Origin of the sequence: Xanthomonas sp. A1809 (genome assembly GCF_017746015.1) — a bacterium.
Lineage (GTDB): Bacteria > Pseudomonadota > Gammaproteobacteria > Xanthomonadales > Xanthomonadaceae > Xanthomonas > Xanthomonas euvesicatoria.
The window spans coordinates 118,841-135,700 of the sequence record NZ_JAGHWZ010000009.1 but is presented as its reverse complement, the minus strand read 5'-3'; the positions used below and the strand labels follow the sequence as shown (position 1 = coordinate 135,700).

The window sequence follows — 16,860 nt, the reverse complement described above, 5'->3', positions numbered from 1 at the left end:
CCCCCGAAAGAGGGAAAGATTCGCCTCACCATCAGGGGTAGGGCAACGAGGCTGTCCCCGGCACCATGCGGTCATTCCCCCCGGAGACGCCCCGTGGCACCTCTGACTGCCATCGCTTGCCCCGAGACGCGTGCTGCAGGGCGCATGCAAACGCAGGCGCCGCGTGTGCGCGCTGTTGCGCGCGCAATGCAGTACATCGACACGCATCTGTACGAACCTGTCAGCGTGGCGCATCTCGCGCAAGCTGCCTGTCTGAGCCGCTTCCATTTCGCCCGCGTATTTCGCGATGCGGTCGGCGCCAGTCCAATGGAATACCTGCGTCATCGTCGGCTCGAACGTGCCCAGGCGATGTTGCGCGAAGGCCGCCACACCATCAGCCAGATCGCCACCGATCTGTGCTTCTTCGATCAAAGCCACTTCGTTCGCAGCTTTCGCAACGCCACCGGGTGCACGCCGGCGCGTTTCGCCGCGCAGACGGCGATGGAGACATGCGGGGCTGCACACATGCCCTCATCGCAGCGGCGCGGCGATGAATCGGTGTCACTTTCCATGGAGCAACCCGCATGACCACTGCAATTGCCGTGCCCGGCACATCCTTGCTATCGCCTGGCGATCACACCCTGATTCTGATCGACCATCAATCGCAGATGGCGTTCGCCACGCACACCATCGACATTTCGGCGCTGCGCAACAATGTGTCCTTGATTGCAAAGGGCGCCAAAGGCTTCAAGGTGCCGGTGATCCTGACCACCGTCGCAGAAAAATCGTTCTCCGGCCCGTTGTTCCCGGAGTTGCCGGACATCTTTCCGGATGAGCCGGTATTGGATCGCACCAGCATGAACGCCTGGGAAGACCAGGGCGTGATCGATCGCATCAACGCACTCGGCAAGCAGCGTCTGGTGATCGCCGGTCTGTGGACCAGCGTGTGCATCGTGGGCCCGACACTGTCGGCGATCGACCAAGGGTTCGAGGTGTACGTCATCACCGATGCTTGCGGCGACGTGAGCGACGAGGCGCACGAACGTGCCGTTATGCGCATGGTGCAGGCCGGCGCTGCGCCCATGACCAGTGTGCAGTACCTGCTGGAATTGCAGCGCGACTGGGCACGTAGCGACACCTATGCGCTGACCACCGGCATTGCACGCGCGCATGCCGGCGGCTACGGCATCGGCATCCAGTACGCCAAGAGCATGTTCGGTGCGCAGGAAGGCGGGCATTGAACCTATCGGCACCACGTGGCACCGCCGGACTTTCGTCAGCGTTGCTGATGCTGCGCATCGCCGGCGGCGGCTTCCTGCTGCCGCATGGGCTGGGCAAGTTGCTGGGCTGGTTCGGTGGACCGGGCCTGACCGGGTTCGCCGCCGAGTTGCAGCAGTTCGGCCTTCCATCCGCTGCACCGTTACCGCTGCTGCTGGCCCTGATGCAGACCCTCTCCGGGCTGGCGGTCTTGCTGGGAATGTGGACGCGTGCCAGCGCCGCATTGGCAGCGCTGTTCATCGCAACCACCGTGCTGGTTGCCATTCCCAACGGATGGTTCTGGATGCACGGCGGCATGGAGTATCCGCTGATGTGGATGGTCGTCTTGCTGTCACTGGCTGCAGTCGGTGGTGGCGACTGGTCGCTGGATCGTCTGCGTAGGCGCGCGGCATGAGCCCCACTGCGGGCAATCACGATGCCGGTCGACGCGTGTGGATGCAGGGCGCCGCAGCCGGTCTTGCGTTGGGTGCATTGCCGGCTGCCTCGTCTGCGTCAGGGAAGTCTCCCATGGTCGATCTCGTCGTTCGCAATGCGCGCATTACCACGCTCGATCCGCGCCAGCCCAGTGCCACTGCCATCGCCGTTGCCGATGGACGCATCGTGGCAGTCGGCGACGATGCGCAGATCATGGCCTTGGCGCAGGGCATGCGCACCATCGATGCGCAGGGGCGGCGGTTGCTGCCCGGCCTCAACGACAGCCACACCCATCTGATCCGTGGTGGTCTGAACTACAACCTGGAGCTGCGCTGGGATGGCGTGCGCTCGCTGGCCGACGCCATGGCCATGCTGAAGGTGCAGGTCGATCGCACGCCAGCGCCGCAGTGGGTGCGCGTGGTTGGCGGTTTCACTGCGCATCAGTTCGCTGAAAAGCGCCTGCCCACGCTCGAGGAGATCAACGCCATCGCGCCGGACACGCCGGTGTTTCTGTTGCATCTGTACGACCGTGCCTTGCTCAATCGTGCCGCGCTGCGAGCCTGCGGCTACGACAAGACCACGCCGGATCCGCCGGGCGGGCGCATCGAGCGCGACAAGTTGGGCAACCCCACGGGGTTGCTGCTGGCCAAGCCCAACGCGTTGATCCTTTACGCAAGTCTGGCCAAAGGCCCGCGTCTGCCGCTGGAATACCAGGCCAATTCCACTCGCCATTTCATGCGCGAGCTCAACCGGCTCGGGATCACCTCGGTGATCGACGCCGGTGGTGGTTTCCAGAATTATCCGGAGGATTACCAGGTCATCGAACAGCTGCACGCAGCCGGCCAACTGAGCGTGCGCATTGCCTATAACCTGTTCACCCAGAACAAGGGCAGGGAGGTCGAGGACTTCCGCGGCTGGACCGACTTACTGCCGGTGCGCAAGGGCGATGACCTGCTGCGTCACAACGGCGCCGGCGAGATGCTGGTGTTTTCCGCGGCAGACTTCGAACAATTCAGCGAGCCGCGCCCAGAGCTGCCGGCGGCGCTGGAGCCCGAGCTGGAGCAGGTGGTGCGGCTATTGGTGGAAAAGCGCTGGCCATTTCGTATCCATGCGACATACGACCAAAGCATCGCGCGCATTCTCGATGTCTATGAAAAGGTCAACGCCGACATCCCGTTCGACGGCCTGCATTGGTTCATCGACCATGCCGAAACGATTACCCCGCGCAATATCGACCGCATCCGAGCCTTGAACGGCGGCATCGCCGTGCAGCATCGTATGGCCTACCAGGGCGAGGCGTTCGTGCAGCGCTACGGTGTGCAGGCTGCAAAACAGACGCCGCCAGTGCGACGCATGCTCGCAGCGGGAATTCCGGTCGGCGCAGGCACCGATGCCACGCGCGTGGCCAGCTACAACCCGTGGGTGGCGCTGTCGTGGCTGGTCACCGGCCGCACGGTGGGCGGTCTGGCCCTGTATGGCGAGGACAATCTGCTCGATCGCGAACAGGCGTTGCGCTTGTGGACGCAGGGCAGCGCCTGGTTTTCCGGCGACGAGACCCGCAAGGGCACCTTGGCGGTAGGGCAGTTGGCCGACTTCATCGTGTTGTCTGACGATTACTTCCGCATCGACGATGCGGCCATCGCCGACATCACCAGCGTGCTGACCGTGCTGGGCGGGCGTGTTGTGCATGGCGATGGCGACTTTGCCGCGCTCGCTCCCACGCTGCCGCCTGCCATGCCGGACTGGTCGCCGGTGAATCGGTTCGGCGGCTATCAGGTTGGAGGCGCGGTAAGCGGGCTGTCCGCTGCAACGCACACGCATGCACACGGCCACGCGTGTCGTGCCCACGGCGCGCACGCGCACGCCGGGCAACATGCGGTCCCCACCGATGATCTACGTAGTTTCTGGGGCGCCTTGGGATGCGCGTGCTTCGCGTTCTGATGGCGGTATCGCCAGCACATCTGCGTGCCTGTGCGTTGCGCGCGGCACACCTGTGCGTTGTCTGTTTCGTCCCATTGCCTGGAGCCTTGCCGCGATGACTGTTTCTGCCGCACCTGCCGAAGGTGGTGCCTGGGCGCCGCTGCGTGAGCCGGTCTTCCGTGCCTTGTGGCTGGCGATCCTGGGCAGCAACGTCGGTACCTGGATCAATGATGTCGCCGCGTCCTGGGTGATGGCCGAACAGACCGGCTCGCCATTGATGGTGGCGGCGGTGCAGTCGGCCACCACCTTGCCGGTGGTGCTATTGGCACTGGTCGCCGGCACGCTGGCCGACATCGTCGACCGTCGTCGCTACCTGCTGTTGACCCAGGCCTGGATGCTGCTGGTGGCCGGTATGCTCGCGTTATTGGCGCATCTGCAGTTGCTGACGCCGTGGGTCTTGGTGGCGCTCACCTTTGCAATGGGCGTGGGCGCAGCAATGGCGATGCCGGCGCAGGCAGCGATCGTGTCGGAACTGGTGCCGCGCCCGATGCTGGCTTCGGCGGTGGCGCTCAATTCGATCGGCATGAACATCGCGCGATCGATCGGCCCGGCCGTGGGTGGGCTGATCGTGGCGCAATTCGGCCCGCCGTGGGCCTTCCTGCTCAACGGGCTGACCTTTGGGATGATGCTGTACGTGCTGTGGCGGTGGCGCCGCGATGTGCGTGCCTCGGCGCTGCCGCCGGAGAGCTTTGGCGCAGGCCTGCGCGCAGGGTTGCGCTACGCCGCGCGCGCCGGTCGCCTGCAGGCGGTGCTGATCAAGGCTGCGGGTTTTTTCGTGTTCGCCAGCGCGTTGACGGCGTTGCTGCCGCTGGTGGTCCGCCGCGATATGCAACTGGGCGCCGGCAGCTACGGCATTTTGCTGGGCTGCATCGGCATGGGCGCAATCAGCGGCGCCTTGCTGTTGCCGCGCCTGCGTGCGCGCTACGACCGCGATCTGCTGGTGTTCGTTGCCACCCTGGTGTGCGCCGCATCGCTGCTGGGGTTGGCGTTGTCGCGGCTGCTTGGCGTGTTGTGCGTGGTGATGGTGGTGAATGGTCTGGCCTGGATCACGGTGCTGTCGTCGTTGCAGATCGCCGCACAGACCGCCGTCCCTGCGTGGGTGCGTGCGCGTGCATTGTCGCTGTACATCGTGGTGTTTTCCGCAGGCATGGCCGGCGGTTCGCTGTTATGGGGTGCGTTGGCGCAACGCACGTCGATTGCGACAGCACTGCAGATCGCCGCTGCCGGTGCAGTGATCGCCGCGCTATTGGTCAAACGCGCGCGGATTGCCGGAACCGAACAGCTGGACCTCGCCCCCGGCGGACATTGGCCTGCACCTGCGCAAACCGATCGCGTCGAGCACGACCGCGGCCCGGTGCTGGTCACGGTGGAATACCGTATCGCTGCCGAGGCACGCGTCGCATTCTTGCAGTTGATGACGCAACTGGGCAACGCGCGCCGCCGCGACGGCGCCGTGGTCTGGGGCATTGCCGAAGACGCTGCAACGCCGGGTGTGCAATTGGAATACTTCATCGTCGCCTCATGGCTGGAGCATCTGCGGCAGCACGAACGCGTCACCGGCGACGACCGCCAATTGCAGGAACAGATCCGCGCCCTGCATCACGGCGAGCGCGCGCCGGTGGTGCGCCACTTCGTCGGTGGCGGCGGTGCTGCGCTGCCGCCGCACGCGCACTCGGATATCTGATGCCATGAATTGGAAGTTCATCAGCGGTGTCGCGCTGGGTGTGGCAATCGGCTTCGGCTGCCGTGTGGCTGGCATTCCATCGCCTGCACCGACGGCCTTCGTCGGTGCGCTGCTGGTGCTGGCAATGACGTGCGGCTATGCACTGGCCGACCGCTTTCTGGCCCGGCGCGCGGCGAAGAATCTAGAGCATTGTGGCGGACCCAGCGGCCGCGTTGGCCGGCAGGGCGATGCATGAGCCTGGCAGTGCTCGGGGTCCTGCTCGCATTGGCGATCGGCATCGGCTGCCGGTTGCTCGACTTGCCGTTGCCCGCTCCGCCACGTCTGACCGGTGCATTGCTCGTCGTGGCGATGAGCGTCGGGTTCCTGCTGGCCGACTGGTTGCTGCGCTGAAGCGCCACGGTGTCGGGAGCATGCGGCGTGTCCTGAGAGCGGCGAGCGCATGATGCCCTCAGTCAACCAAGATCTCGACTGAGCCTGAGAAGCGCAGCGAACAGCAACGACTCTCACCGTCAGGCAGACCTGGCCGGTGTGCGAATCGGGATCCATCACTGGCAAGGTGTAGGTCCGAGCGCAGCGTCGATACCGCCCGACAACAACCTGTCCGGGCGTGAGCGGTGCTTGCGCGATCACTAGCGCCAGATCAAAAAAGGCCGGCTCTGTCGAGCCGGCCTTTCGCCGATCCATCCAACTTCGATCAGGCTTTTGCGAACGCCAGCAGATCCTTGTTGAACTGGTCCGCATGGGTCACGGTCAGGCCGTGCGGCGCGCCGGCATAGATCTTCAATTCTGCATTCTTGATGATCTTGGCCGACATCTTGCCGGATGCATCGATCGGCACGATCTGATCGTCGTCGCCATGGACCACCAGCGCCGGCACATCGATCTTCTTCAGGTCGGGCGTGTAATCGACTTCGGAAAATTCCCTGATGCAGTCGTACTGACCCTTATGCCCACCCAGCATGCCCTGCAGCCAGAACGCATCGCGCATGCCCTGGGTGACCTTGTGGCCATCGCGGTTGGCGCCGAAGAACGGCGTGGTCAGGTCCTGATAAAACTGCGAACGATCCTTGGCCACACCGTCACGAATGCCGTCGAACACGCTCATCGGCAGGCCGCCCGGGTTGGTCGGGCTCTTGACCATCTGCGGCGGCACGGCGCCCACCAGCACCACCTTGGCCACGCGCTTGCTGCCATGGCGGCCAACGTAATGCGCCACTTCGCCACCGCCGGTGGAATGGCCCACCAGGATCGCATCCTTCAGATCCAGCGCCTCGATCACCGCGGCCAGATCGTCGGCATAGGTGTCCATATCGTTGCCGTCCCAGGTCTGCGACGAACGGCCGTGGCTGCGGCGGTCATGCGCAATCACGCGGAAGCCGTGCTGGCCCATGAACAACATCTGCGCATCCCAGGCATCGGCGCTGAGTGGCCAGCCGTGCGAAAACACGACCGGTTGGCCCTTGCCCCAGTCCTTGTAGAAAATGTTGGCGCCGTCGGGACGTTTGACGAAATTGGACATCTGCTTGACTCCGTGAGTGGACGAGGAGGTGGATGGCATGCGCGTGGCCGCGGCAGCGCTGGCGAGATGTGGCAGCGATAACGCTGCCACGGCTGCCGTGCCGGAAATGAGAAAGTGGCGGCGCCCGGCATCGGCCGGATACGCCTCGAACGGATCCATAAGAACTCCTGCAGGCGAGGGCATGCAGCCCGACGGTCGCATGCGCGCGTTGGCGCGTCATGCAAGGCATGCCTACGCAGCGCAAGGCCACTGCAGGCAAAAGACACACCGGTGCATGCGCCAAGTAGAGCGCGTGGGGCACGAGGCAGATTGCACATGCGTGCGCAGTGCGCGAACTGGCGCAGAATGTGGTCGATTCGAGCGATGCGCAGGCCGTAATGGAAGAAACGTATACATGCGCACAGCGCTGGCGACGGGCTCAAGCGGTAGCGTGATGTTTCGCTCTTCAATCACCTCACCGAGCACCTGTCTGGTGCGGTGTGCTCACCGTTGGCAGCATGGATCCCGACATCGAGCCTACATAGAAGGTACTTGCGGCGTGTCCTGCGAGCGGCGAGGGCACCGCCACCTCGAGTCAGTCGAGTCTGCTGCAGAGAGCGTGTCCAGCCATCATCGCAGGACACGCTGGGTAAGCTCTCAAGCATCACCAACAGCGATGGTGCGCATTGAAGGGAAGAAAGCGCGACGTCGTCTTCCAGCTGTCCGGGCGATGCGAAACAATTGATCGAACGCCGGTGCAACACCCGAGCCGATGCCGCATCTCAATGCAGCGCGGTATCCCACAGCAGCTTCAGATTGAGGCATACGATCACCGCCGCGATCACCCACGCGATGCGTACCAGCCACGCTGGCGCTACCAGCGCGCCCATCAATTGCCGGTCGGACACGAAGCGCACCAGCGGAATCACCGCAAACGGCAGCTGCATCGACAACACCACCTGGCTGAGTACCAACAACCGTGCGGTACCGGCTTCGCCATACAGCCAGGTCACGATGACCACCGGCACGATGGCGATACCGCGGGTGAGCAAGCGCCGTATCCACGGCGGCAGGCGTAATTGCAGGAAACCTTCCATCACGATCTGCCCGGCCAACGTTGCGGTCACGGTGGAGTTGATGCCCGAGGCAAGCAGCGCCACCGCAAACAGCGTCGAGGCCAGGCCGACGCCCAGCATCGGCGCCAGCAACGCATGCGCCTGTTCGATCTCCTGCACGTCGGTGCGGCCCTGCGCATGGAACACCGCCGCAGCCAGGATCAGGATCGAGGCATTGATGAACAACGCGAACATCAACGCCACGGTGCTGTCGGTGACCGCCCAACGCAGCGCCGATTTCCGGCCGACATCGGTCCGCGGATACGCGCGCGTCTGCACGATCGACGAATGCAGATACAGGTTGTGTGGCATCACCGTCGCCCCGATGATGCCGATCGCCAGATACAGCGCCTGCGGGTCGGTGACCACCTGCGCACGCGGAATGAAACCGCCCAGGATCGCCGCAACCGGCGGTGCGGCCAGCGCGATCTGGATGCCGAAACACACGAAGATGATCAGCAGCAGCGCGATCACGAAGGCTTCCAGCGCGCGGAAGCCGCGGTTCATCAGCAGCAACACCAGCACCACATCCACCGCGGTGATGATCGCGCCCAGGGTGAGCGGAATCCCGAACAACAGCTTCAACGCAATCGCGGTACCGATGACCTCGGCCAGATCGCAGGCGATGATGGCCAGTTCGCAAATGCCCCACAGCGCCAGGTTGACGCCACGCGGATAACGCACGCGACAGGCCTGCGCCAGATCCAGCCCGGTCGCGATGCCCAGCCGCGCCGACAAACCTTGCAGCACGATCGCCATCAGGTTCGACAACAGGATCACCGACAGCAGCAGGTAGCCGAACTGCGACCCGCCGGCCAGATCGGTGGCCCAGTTGCCCGGGTCCATATAGCCCACCGACACCATGTAGCCCGGTCCCAGGAAGGCCAGCAGGCGGAACCACCAATGGCCGCCCTTGGGCACGGAGACGCTGGCCTGGTGGTCGCCCAGGCCGCCGGTGGCGGTGGCTGGCGATGGCGCTGAGGCGGCGGTGTTGGCGGACATGCACTCGGGTCACAACGGGGTCAATGCATGATATAGCAGTTGCTATGCTGTTGAGCATTGGCAATTTGAATCGTATTGATCTGTCGTGTGCTTCAAACTATGCGCCCGGCATCGACGCCGGCGACGATGACGAGGACGAGGGTGGGCAAGAGCGAAAAGGTGGAAGCGGCCGCGCCGGTCCTGATCGATGCGCAGGTGCACATGGAGAGCTTCCGTCAGGTACGCGAAGCGCGCCGCGCCGAGCTGGTCGAAGACTACGTGGAGCTCATCTCCGATCTGCTGGTGGATGGCGGCGAGGCACGTCAGGTCGATATCGCGGCGCGCCTGGGTGTGGCGCAGCCCACCGTGGCCAAGATGCTCAAGCGGCTGGTGCGCGATGGGTGGGTCGTGCAGCGTCCCTACCGTGGGGTGTTCCTGACCCCGGCCGGCGAGGCGCTGGCCGCCTCCAGCCGGCAGCGCCACCAGATCGTGGAGCGCTTCCTGCTTGCGCTTGGCATCGACGAAGCCACCGCGCGCCGCGACGCGGAGGGCATCGAACACCACGTCAGCGAAGCCACGGTTGCCGCGTTCGCCGCGTTCCTGGACCGCCAGGGCGGTGCGGCCACGTGAGTGTGCCCATTGATGCGCCGACCGAAACGCCGCACGCGGCGATCGATGAGCACTGGATGCGGCATGCCTTGCAATTGGCCGAGCGTGCCGAGCGCGACTATGACGAAATCCCGGTCGGCGCGCTGCTGGTCGATGCGCAAGGCAACGTGCTTGGCGAAGGCTGGAATTTCAATATCGCCAGCCACGATCCCAGCGCGCATGCCGAAATCGTGGCAATGCGCGAAGCCGGGCGCCGCCTGGCCAATCACCGCCTGATCGGCTGCACGCTGTACGTCACCCTGGAGCCGTGCGCGATGTGCGCGATGGCGATGATTCATGCGCGGATCGCGCGCGTGGTGTTCGCCGCCAGCGATCCCAAGACCGGCGCCTGCGGCAGCGTCTTCGACCTGCTTGCCGACCCGCGCCACAATCATCGCGTGCAGGTGTGCGGTGGCGTGCTTGCGGCCGAGGCGAGCCTGCGGCTGACCAATTACTTCAGGGCCAAGCGCGGCAAGCCACCACTTGCGCCCTGAGCGACGTGGCCGCGGTATGATGCGCGCCCTCTTCAGCATCCGGCCGGCGACGGCCTCCACAGGACGGCGATATGGCAGAGAACCTTGCAGGCAACGACCGACTGATCTGGATCGATCTGGAAATGACCGGCCTGGATACCGATCGCGATTCCATCATCGAGATCGCCACCATCGTGACCGATGCGCAGTTGAACGTGCTTGCCGAGGGGCCGGAACTGGCCATTGCGCATCCGCTGGAAACCCTGGAAGCGATGGACGAATGGAACCGCAATCAGCACCGCCGTTCGGGTCTGTGGCAGCGCGTGCTCGACAGCCAGGTGACCCACGCGCAGGCTGAAGCGCAGACGGTGGCATTCCTGAGCGAGTGGATCCGTGCCGGCGCCTCGCCGATGTGCGGCAACTCGATCTGCCAGGATCGCCGCTTCCTGCACCGTCAGATGTCTCGCCTGGAACGCTATTTCCATTACCGCAATCTGGACGTGTCCACCATCAAGGAACTCGCGCGACGTTGGGCGCCCACGGTGGCGAACGGGTTTGCCAAGAGTTCGGCGCATACCGCCCTGAGCGATGTGCGCGATTCGATCGACGAGTTGCGCCACTACCGTCAGTTCATGGGTGCGCTCGGTGGCGATGCTGCGGCGGGTGTGGAGGGCTGAGCGTTGGCCACGGCGTTGTTGCAGGCTGTTGGCGTGTCGCCGGTGTCCCATTCCAATGGCACGCATGCGTGCGCCAGTCGACTCCTCAGCCGACTGCGCGGGGTGCAGGTCACTCGATGGCGACCCATCCAACAAAAGCATCCGACAAGAAAGGCATCAACAAAAAAGGCCGCATCGTTCGATGCGGCCTTTTCTGCCTTTCCATCACGCCATTGTGTACGTCAGCGCGCCAACGAAGGCCCCTTGCTCAGGTCGCCATCGTCTGCGATGCCTTTCAGCAACAGGTCGGAGATCGGCTTGCCATCGGCATCGTGGTGATACACGTGCAGGTCGCGCTGCGGGTAGGGGATGTTGAGTCCGTTTTCCAGCAACTGGTTGCGGATCTGCTCCAGTGTGGTGCTCTTGGCAGCGCCGAAATTGCCGTTGGTCGCATACGCGAACAACATCAGGTCCACCGTACTCTCGCCCAGGTTGGTCACCTGCACGAATGGTGCAGGCGACTCCAGGATGTTCGGGTTGTCCTTGGCGATCTGCAGCAACAGCTGCTGCGCCTTCTTCAGATCGTCTTGGTAGCCCACGCCGACCGTCACTTCCAGGCGGCGGTTGGGCAGGGTGCTGTAGTTGACGATGGGGGCGGTGGTAATCGTGCTGTTTGGCAGGGTGATCATGCGTTCGTCGAACGAACGGATCCGGGTCTGGAAGATCCGGATCTCGTCGACGATGCCTTCCTGCCCGGCGATCAACACGTGGTCGCCATCGCGCATCGGCCGCAGCACGATCAGCATCACGCCTGCGGCGATGTTGGACAGCGAATCCTTCAGGGCAAGGCCGACCGCCAGGCCTGCTGCGCCGAGCACTGCGATCAGTGAGGTCGGTGGCACACCGATCTGACTCAATGCGCTGACGAAGACCAGCACCAGCAACAACGCGTACATCACGTTGCGCAGGAAATTGGTCAGCGTGATCTCGACGCGTGCGCGGGTGAGCGCGCGGTGCAACCACTGGCTGAGTTGCCGGGCCAGCCACATGCCGACCACGACGATCAGCAGTGCCACTCCCCAGTTGACCGCGTACTGCGCCCACGGAATGGCGGCCCAGTTGAATGCCGGCTCGCTGGTCGCGGCGGGCTTCGCGGCTGCCGCTCCTGCTGCAGCAACCGGTCTTGCAGCAGCTGCTCCTGCAGCTGCTGCCCACATCGCACCCATCAGTCCCATCAGCCCTCGCTCTTGAGCTTGGCCAGACGCAGCCAGGTGTCGACCACGGTGTCGGGATTCAACGACACCGATTCGATTCCTTCCTGCATCAGCCACTCGGCCAGTTCCGGGTGGTCGGACGGCCCCTGGCCGCAGATCCCCACGTATTTGCCCTTGGCGCGCGCCGACTTGATCGCCATCGACAGCAGCTTCTTGACCGCCGGGTTCCGCTCATCGAACAGGTGCGCCACGATCGAAGAATCGCGGTCCAGGCCCAGGGTGAGCTGGGTCAGGTCGTTGGAGCCGATCGAGAAGCCGTCGAAGATCTCCAGGAACTCGTCGGCCAGCAGCGCATTGGACGGCAGCTCGCACATCATGATGATCTTCAAACCGTTCTCGCCTTGCTTGAGCCCGTTCTGCTCCAGCACTTCGATCACCTTGCGGCCTTCTTCCAGCGTACGCACGAACGGGATCATCACCCAGAGGTTGTCCAGGCCCATCTCGTTGCGCACCTTCAACACCGCCTTGCACTCCAGCGCGAAGGCCTTGGTGAAGGACGGGTCGACGTAGCGGCTGGCGCCGCGGAAGCCGATCATCGGGTTCTCTTCATGCGGCTCGTAACGCGAACCGCCGATCAGGTTGGCGTACTCGTTGGACTTGAAGTCCGACAAACGCACGATCACGGTATTCGGCGCGACCGATGCGGTCAGCGTAGCGATGCCTTCGGCCAGGCGGTTGACATAGAAGCTGACCGGATCGCCGTAGCCGGCGATCTTGGCGTCGATCTTCTTGCGGACATCGGCATCCTGCTTGTCGTATTCCAGCAGGGCGTTGGGATGCACCCCGATGTGCGAGGCGATGATCATTTCCAGGCGCGCCAGGCCGATGCCGGCATTGGGCAGCTGGCCGAAGTCGAACGCGCGTTCCGGGTTGGCGACGTTCATCATGATCTTCAGCGGGGCAGGCGGCATGTTGCCCAGATCGGTCGTGGTGCGCTCGAACGCCAGCTTGCCTTCGTAGATGAAGCCGGTGTCGCCCTCGGCGCAGCTGACGGTGACTTCCTGGCCGTCCTTGATCACGGCGGTGGCATTGCCCGAGCCGACCACGGCCGGCACGCCGAGCTCACGCGCGATAATCGCTGCATGGCAGGTACGGCCGCCGCGGTTGGTGACGATGGCCGAGGCGCGCTTCATCACCGGCTCCCAATCGGGGTCGGTCATGTCGGCGATCAACACATCGCCAGCCTGGACACGATTCATGTCGTCCAACGAACGCACCACGCGTGCCACGCCGCTACCGATCTTGGCACCGACCGCGCGGCCTTCGGCCAGGATTTTGGCGTCCTTGGCTTCCAGCGCAAAACGTTCGATCTGGGTCGCATGGCTGCGCGACTTCACCGTCTCCGGACGCGCCTGCACAATGAACAACTTGCCGCTGACGCCGTCCTTGGCCCACTCGATATCCATCGGGCGGCCGTAATGCTTTTCGATCACCAACGCCTGCTTGGACAGCTCCTGCACGTCTTCGTCGCTGATCGAGAAGGTGTTGCGCAGTTCCACCGGGGTGTCTTCGGTGCGCACACGCTCGCCGGGCACGTCCGAATAGACCATGCGGATGGCCTTGCTGCCGAGCGAGCGGCGCAGGATTGCCGGCTTGCCCGCGGTCAGCGTGGGTTTGTAGACGTAGAACTCGTCGGGGTTGACCGCGCCCTGCACGACCATTTCGCCCAGACCGAAGCTGGAGGTGACGAATACCACGTCGCGGAAACCGGATTCGGTGTCAAGCGTAAACAAGACGCCTGCCGCGCCCACGCCCGAGCGCACCATCAACTGCACGCCGGCCGACAGGAACACGTCTTCATGCTTGAAGCCGTGGTGCACGCGATAGGCGATCGCACGGTCGTTGTAGAGGCTGGCGAACACTTCCTTGACCTTGTGCACCACATCGTCGGCGCCGGTCACATTGAGGAAGGTCTCCTGCTGGCCTGCGAACGACGCGTCCGGCAGGTCTTCGGCGGTTGCCGAGGAGCGCACGGCCACGGCAACTTCACCGCCGCCGTTCTCGGCGCACAACTGGGCGTAGGCGGTGCGGATGTCGCGGTCCAGTTCCGGCTGCAGCGGGGCATCGATCACCCAGCCGCGGATTTCCTTGCCGGCCAGCGTGAGTGCATTGACGTCCTCGACATCCAGCGTCGCCAGCTTGTCGAAGATGCGCTTGGACAGATCGTTGTGTGCGATGAAGTCCTTGAAAGCTTCCGCGGTCGTCGCATATCCACCGGGAACCGAGACGCCCAACCCAGCCAGGTTGCCGATCATCTCGCCAAGTGAGGAATTTTTACCGCCTACGCGGGCCAGGTCGGCCAGGCGTAGCTCATGCAACCACAGGATATTCTCGTTCAAGCGCGATGCTCCGTAAGGCCATCGCCCGAGCGGGCTGAATGGCCGCGACCGTAGGAAGAAGCCGCTATGATGCAGTGCACAGCGGAGCCTGCACAAGCATGAATCCGTAAGTTTTGGACACCAGTTCAAAGAGGTGGTCTTGATGTCAACAATTCGGCCGGTGTTTTACGTCTCCGATGGAACCGGTATCACCGCTGAAACGATTGGGCATAGCCTGCTCACGCAGTTCAGCGGTTTCAACTTCGTCACCGACCGCATGTCGTTCATCGATGATGCAGATAAAGCGCGCGACGCCGCCATGCGTGTGCGCGCCGCAGGCGAGCGGTACCAGGTGCGGCCGGTCGTGGTCAATTCGTGCGTCGATCCACAATTGAGCATGATCCTGGCCGAAAGTGGCGCGCTGATGCTGGATGTGTTCGCGCCCTTCATCGAGCCGCTGGAGCGCGAGCTCAATGCGCCGCGTCATTCGCGTGTGGGCCGCGCGCATGGCATGGTCGACTTCGAAACCTATCACCGCCGCATCAACGCGATGAACTTCGCGCTCAGTCACGACGATGGCATTGCACTCAATTACGACGAGGCCGATGTGATCCTGGTGGCAGTGTCGCGCGCGGGCAAGACCCCGACCTGCATCTATCTGGCCTTGCATTACGGCATCCGCGCCGCCAACTATCCGCTGACCGACGAAGATCTGGAAAACGAGCAGTTGCCGCCGCGGTTGCGTAACTACCGCAGCAAGTTGTTCGGTTTGACCATTGATCCTGAGCGGTTGCAGCAAATTCGTCAGGAGCGGCGCGCCAATTCGCGCTACAGCGCGGCAGAGACCTGCCGGCGCGAGGTCGCGATCGCCGAGCGCATGTTCCAGATGGAGCGCATTCCCTCGCTCAGCACCACCAATACCTCGATCGAAGAAATCTCCAGCAAGGTGTTGTCCACCCTGGGCCTGCAACGCGAGATGTTTTGATCGGGGATCAGGCGTGGTCGCCGGCCCGCCGGTCTTGCGAGCGTGCGCATCGGACGGAGAGCGACCGGTGCGCTTGCGGCGGCGGCTGTGGGAGCAAAGCGGGCGGGGCAGTGCTCCGCCAAGGTAGGCCTGCCGTTGGGCCCTCGTCAATGCTGCCCGTGCGGCGGCGCAGCGTGTAGGATCGGTCCATGGCGCAAGCACTGAGCAAACTCGAACGCATTCCCAAACTGAGCCGCTTCGGCTGGCTGATGGGCTTGTATGCAGAAAACTTCCAACATCTGACCCGGCTGTTCGCCCCGGCCGATCTTGCGCCGGGCTCGTACGTGTCCTCGATTGGCGATGGCCTGAACCTGCGGCTGGACGTGATCGAATGCCACCGCTACACGGTGGAACTGCGCCTGACCTACGACCTGTGCGACCCGGTCACCGGCGAGCCGGACCCATCGGCGTATGTGCGGCTGTACCGCGATGCGCGCCAGGCCGAGACCACGCATTGCTATGTCGGTCGGCGCTGGCAGGACGTGATGGGCATGTTCCCGCCGCCGGCCGAGCTGATCAGCCACCGCATGCGCATGAATACGTTCCTGGGCAAGTGGCTGGAGTACCTGGCCGAACGCGGCCACGGCGTTGCGACCCTGCGCCTGGATACCGATCACGTGGCACCGCCGCGCCCGAATCCGCAGGCCGCCGTCGGCTGAGCCGGCGTTACCGCCGCGTGCGGCGTGCCGCTTCAGTCATACTGATGCGCTTCGTGTCAGATCGCATGCCATGCCCTATACCCCGATTGTCGCCACGCTCGGCTACCTGTTGTCGCCGGACGGCACCCAGGTGCTGATGATCCATCGCAATGCCCGTCCCGGCGACCAGCATCTGGGCAAATACAACGGCCTGGGCGGCAAGATGGAGCCGGACGAAGACGTGCTGGCCTGCATGCGCCGCGAGATACGCGAGGAAGCCGGCGTCGACTGCGGGCAGATGCAGCTGCGCGGCACCATCAGCTGGCCGGGCTTCGGCAAGCAGGGCGAAGACTGGCTGGGCTTCGTGTTCCTGATCCACAGCTTCGACGGCACGCCCCACACCTCCAATCCGGAAGGGACGCTGGAGTGGATCGCGATCGAGCGGATGGACCAGGTGCCAATGTGGGAAGGCGACCGCCATTTCCTGCCGCTGGTGTTCGATGGCGACCCGCGCCCGTTCCACGGCGTCATGCCGTATCGCGACGGGCGCATGCAGTCGTGGACGTATTCGCGGATCTGATCGCTGCGCGTGCACAACGCGATGGGGGACGTGTCGCCGACACCGTTCCGGCAGCGACCTAACCGAGCCCGACTGCTGTAGGTCGACGTCCTCGACGTGCGATGGGGGAAGCGGAGCAGCGCTTCCCATCCGATCGGCGAGCCGTGCCGGCTCGCAGCGCAGCACCAATTCCAGCCAGGCTCAACCGTGCGCTGTCTGACATTAATCGCGGGGAGCCTTTCGACGCTATCGAGAACGGCAGGCCTCACCCAGTTCTCCACACCCCCTGTGGATGGACGCTGCGCAAGTCTGTGGACAAGTCCGCGCACCCCTTGCGCCAT

At 64.1% G+C, this 16,860-nt stretch carries 17 protein-coding genes; 13 read left to right on the top strand and 4 right to left on the bottom strand.

Translation table 11 applies throughout. The features are described 5' to 3' along the window. The first annotated feature begins 144 nt into the window (after positions 1-144). From J7396_RS13320 to J7396_RS13290, 7 genes are all read left to right on the top strand, one after another. Positions 145-567, top strand: a complete 423-nt coding sequence (locus J7396_RS13320) for an AraC family transcriptional regulator (RefSeq protein ID WP_029819527.1) — start codon at positions 145-147, stop codon at positions 565-567. Beyond that, positions 564-1,220 (top strand): hydrolase, encoded by a 657-nt coding sequence (locus J7396_RS13315; protein ID WP_011347411.1) that lies wholly within the window; start codon positions 564-566, stop codon positions 1,218-1,220. Before J7396_RS13320 ends, J7396_RS13315 begins: the two co-directional genes overlap by 4 nt. Continuing rightward, a complete protein-coding gene (locus tag J7396_RS13310) occupies positions 1,217-1,651 on the top strand; it encodes a DoxX family protein (protein ID WP_011347412.1) in 435 nt (144 codons plus the stop codon). The genes J7396_RS13315 and J7396_RS13310 overlap by 4 nt, the downstream gene beginning before the upstream one ends. A gap of 113 nt (positions 1,652-1,764) precedes the next feature. Further along, positions 1,765-3,612, top strand: coding sequence for an amidohydrolase (locus J7396_RS13305; RefSeq protein ID WP_209261570.1), 1,848 nt, complete (start codon positions 1,765-1,767; stop codon positions 3,610-3,612). A 94-nt stretch (positions 3,613-3,706) separates the two neighbouring features. Then, a complete protein-coding gene (locus J7396_RS13300) occupies positions 3,707-5,335 on the top strand; it encodes an MFS transporter (protein WP_046932269.1) in 1,629 nt (542 codons plus the stop codon). A 4-nt stretch (positions 5,336-5,339) separates the two neighbouring features. Beyond that, entirely contained in the window at positions 5,340-5,570 is a 231-nt protein-coding gene (locus J7396_RS13295; protein WP_057682197.1) for a DUF1427 family protein, read from the top strand. Beyond that, positions 5,567-5,725, top strand: coding sequence for a XapX domain-containing protein (locus J7396_RS13290; protein WP_008577142.1), 159 nt, complete (start codon positions 5,567-5,569; stop codon positions 5,723-5,725). Before J7396_RS13295 ends, J7396_RS13290 begins: the two co-directional genes overlap by 4 nt. Before the next feature lie 304 nt (positions 5,726-6,029). Here the strand turns inward: J7396_RS13290 and J7396_RS13285 are convergent, their stop codons facing one another. Together J7396_RS13285 and J7396_RS13280 are read right to left on the bottom strand one after the other, a co-directional pair. After that, positions 6,030-6,854, bottom strand: a complete 825-nt coding sequence (locus J7396_RS13285; protein ID WP_011347416.1) for an alpha/beta hydrolase — start codon at positions 6,852-6,854, stop codon at positions 6,030-6,032. Between the two features lie 761 nt (positions 6,855-7,615). Next, entirely contained in the window at positions 7,616-8,950 is a 1,335-nt protein-coding gene (locus J7396_RS13280) for an Nramp family divalent metal transporter (RefSeq protein WP_209261569.1), read from the bottom strand. A 141-nt stretch (positions 8,951-9,091) separates the two neighbouring features. On the opposite strand from J7396_RS13280, the gene mntR reads away from it, so the two are divergent. The 3 genes from mntR to orn all read left to right on the top strand — a co-directional run bounded on the left by mntR (position 9,092) and on the right by orn (position 10,727). Next, positions 9,092-9,559, top strand: coding sequence for a manganese-binding transcriptional regulator MntR (mntR, locus tag J7396_RS13275; RefSeq protein ID WP_011347418.1), 468 nt, complete (start codon positions 9,092-9,094; stop codon positions 9,557-9,559). Then, on the top strand, positions 9,556-10,071 hold the full coding sequence (tadA, locus tag J7396_RS13270) for a tRNA adenosine(34) deaminase TadA (protein ID WP_039416737.1): 516 nt from the start codon (positions 9,556-9,558) through the stop codon (positions 10,069-10,071). The genes mntR and tadA overlap by 4 nt, the downstream gene beginning before the upstream one ends. A gap of 71 nt (positions 10,072-10,142) precedes the next feature. Continuing rightward, positions 10,143-10,727: an oligoribonuclease gene (orn, locus tag J7396_RS13265; protein ID WP_029819517.1), complete on the top strand. Its 585-nt coding sequence runs from the start codon at positions 10,143-10,145 to the stop codon at positions 10,725-10,727. 221 nt (positions 10,728-10,948) lie between these two features. Here orn and J7396_RS13260 read toward each other — a convergent pair whose 3' ends face one another. Both J7396_RS13260 and ppsA read right to left on the bottom strand, forming a co-directional pair. Beyond that, the gene (locus tag J7396_RS13260) at positions 10,949-11,941 is read right to left on the bottom strand and encodes a mechanosensitive ion channel family protein (RefSeq protein ID WP_008577156.1); all 993 of its coding nucleotides are present in this window, start codon (positions 11,939-11,941) and stop codon (positions 10,949-10,951) included. After that, positions 11,941-14,319, bottom strand: a complete 2,379-nt coding sequence (gene ppsA / locus J7396_RS13255) for a phosphoenolpyruvate synthase (protein WP_209261568.1) — start codon at positions 14,317-14,319, stop codon at positions 11,941-11,943. Before ppsA ends, J7396_RS13260 begins: the two co-directional genes overlap by 1 nt. Positions 14,320-14,461: 142 nt before the next feature. Here ppsA and J7396_RS13250 point away from each other — a divergent pair, with 142 nt between their 5' ends. The 3 genes from J7396_RS13250 (at position 14,462) to J7396_RS13240 (ending at position 16,540) form a co-directional block, all read left to right on the top strand. Further along, the gene (locus tag J7396_RS13250; protein WP_003482830.1) at positions 14,462-15,283 is read left to right on the top strand and encodes a pyruvate, water dikinase regulatory protein; all 822 of its coding nucleotides are present in this window, start codon (positions 14,462-14,464) and stop codon (positions 15,281-15,283) included. 188 nt (positions 15,284-15,471) lie between these two features. Then, a complete protein-coding gene (locus tag J7396_RS13245) occupies positions 15,472-15,981 on the top strand; it encodes a DUF1249 domain-containing protein (RefSeq protein WP_008573198.1) in 510 nt (169 codons plus the stop codon). 70 nt (positions 15,982-16,051) lie between these two features. Next, complete coding sequence (locus J7396_RS13240) at positions 16,052-16,540, top strand: 8-oxo-dGTP diphosphatase (RefSeq protein ID WP_008573201.1); 489 nt, start codon at positions 16,052-16,054, stop codon at positions 16,538-16,540. The last annotated feature ends 320 nt before the right edge of the window (positions 16,541-16,860 follow it).

Coding starts and splice junctions, on each gene's coding strand:
- orn (WP_029819517.1), top strand. CDS start 10,143: ATGGCAGAGAACCTTGCAGGCAACGACCGACTGATCTGGATCGATCTG.
- J7396_RS13285 (WP_011347416.1), bottom strand. CDS start 6,854: ATGTCCAATTTCGTCAAACGTCCCGACGGCGCCAACATTTTCTACAAG.
- J7396_RS13280 (WP_209261569.1), bottom strand. CDS start 8,950: ATGTCCGCCAACACCGCCGCCTCAGCGCCATCGCCAGCCACCGCCACC.
- J7396_RS13315 (WP_011347411.1), top strand. CDS start 564: ATGACCACTGCAATTGCCGTGCCCGGCACATCCTTGCTATCGCCTGGC.
- J7396_RS13305 (WP_209261570.1), top strand. CDS start 1,765: ATGGTCGATCTCGTCGTTCGCAATGCGCGCATTACCACGCTCGATCCG.
- J7396_RS13290 (WP_008577142.1), top strand. CDS start 5,567: ATGAGCCTGGCAGTGCTCGGGGTCCTGCTCGCATTGGCGATCGGCATC.
- J7396_RS13260 (WP_008577156.1), bottom strand. CDS start 11,941: ATGGGACTGATGGGTGCGATGTGGGCAGCAGCTGCAGGAGCAGCTGCT.
- J7396_RS13320 (WP_029819527.1), top strand. CDS start 145: ATGCAAACGCAGGCGCCGCGTGTGCGCGCTGTTGCGCGCGCAATGCAG.
- J7396_RS13250 (WP_003482830.1), top strand. CDS start 14,462: ATGTCAACAATTCGGCCGGTGTTTTACGTCTCCGATGGAACCGGTATC.
- J7396_RS13240 (WP_008573201.1), top strand. CDS start 16,052: ATGCCCTATACCCCGATTGTCGCCACGCTCGGCTACCTGTTGTCGCCG.
- J7396_RS13245 (WP_008573198.1), top strand. CDS start 15,472: ATGGCGCAAGCACTGAGCAAACTCGAACGCATTCCCAAACTGAGCCGC.
- J7396_RS13295 (WP_057682197.1), top strand. CDS start 5,340: ATGAATTGGAAGTTCATCAGCGGTGTCGCGCTGGGTGTGGCAATCGGC.
- J7396_RS13300 (WP_046932269.1), top strand. CDS start 3,707: ATGACTGTTTCTGCCGCACCTGCCGAAGGTGGTGCCTGGGCGCCGCTG.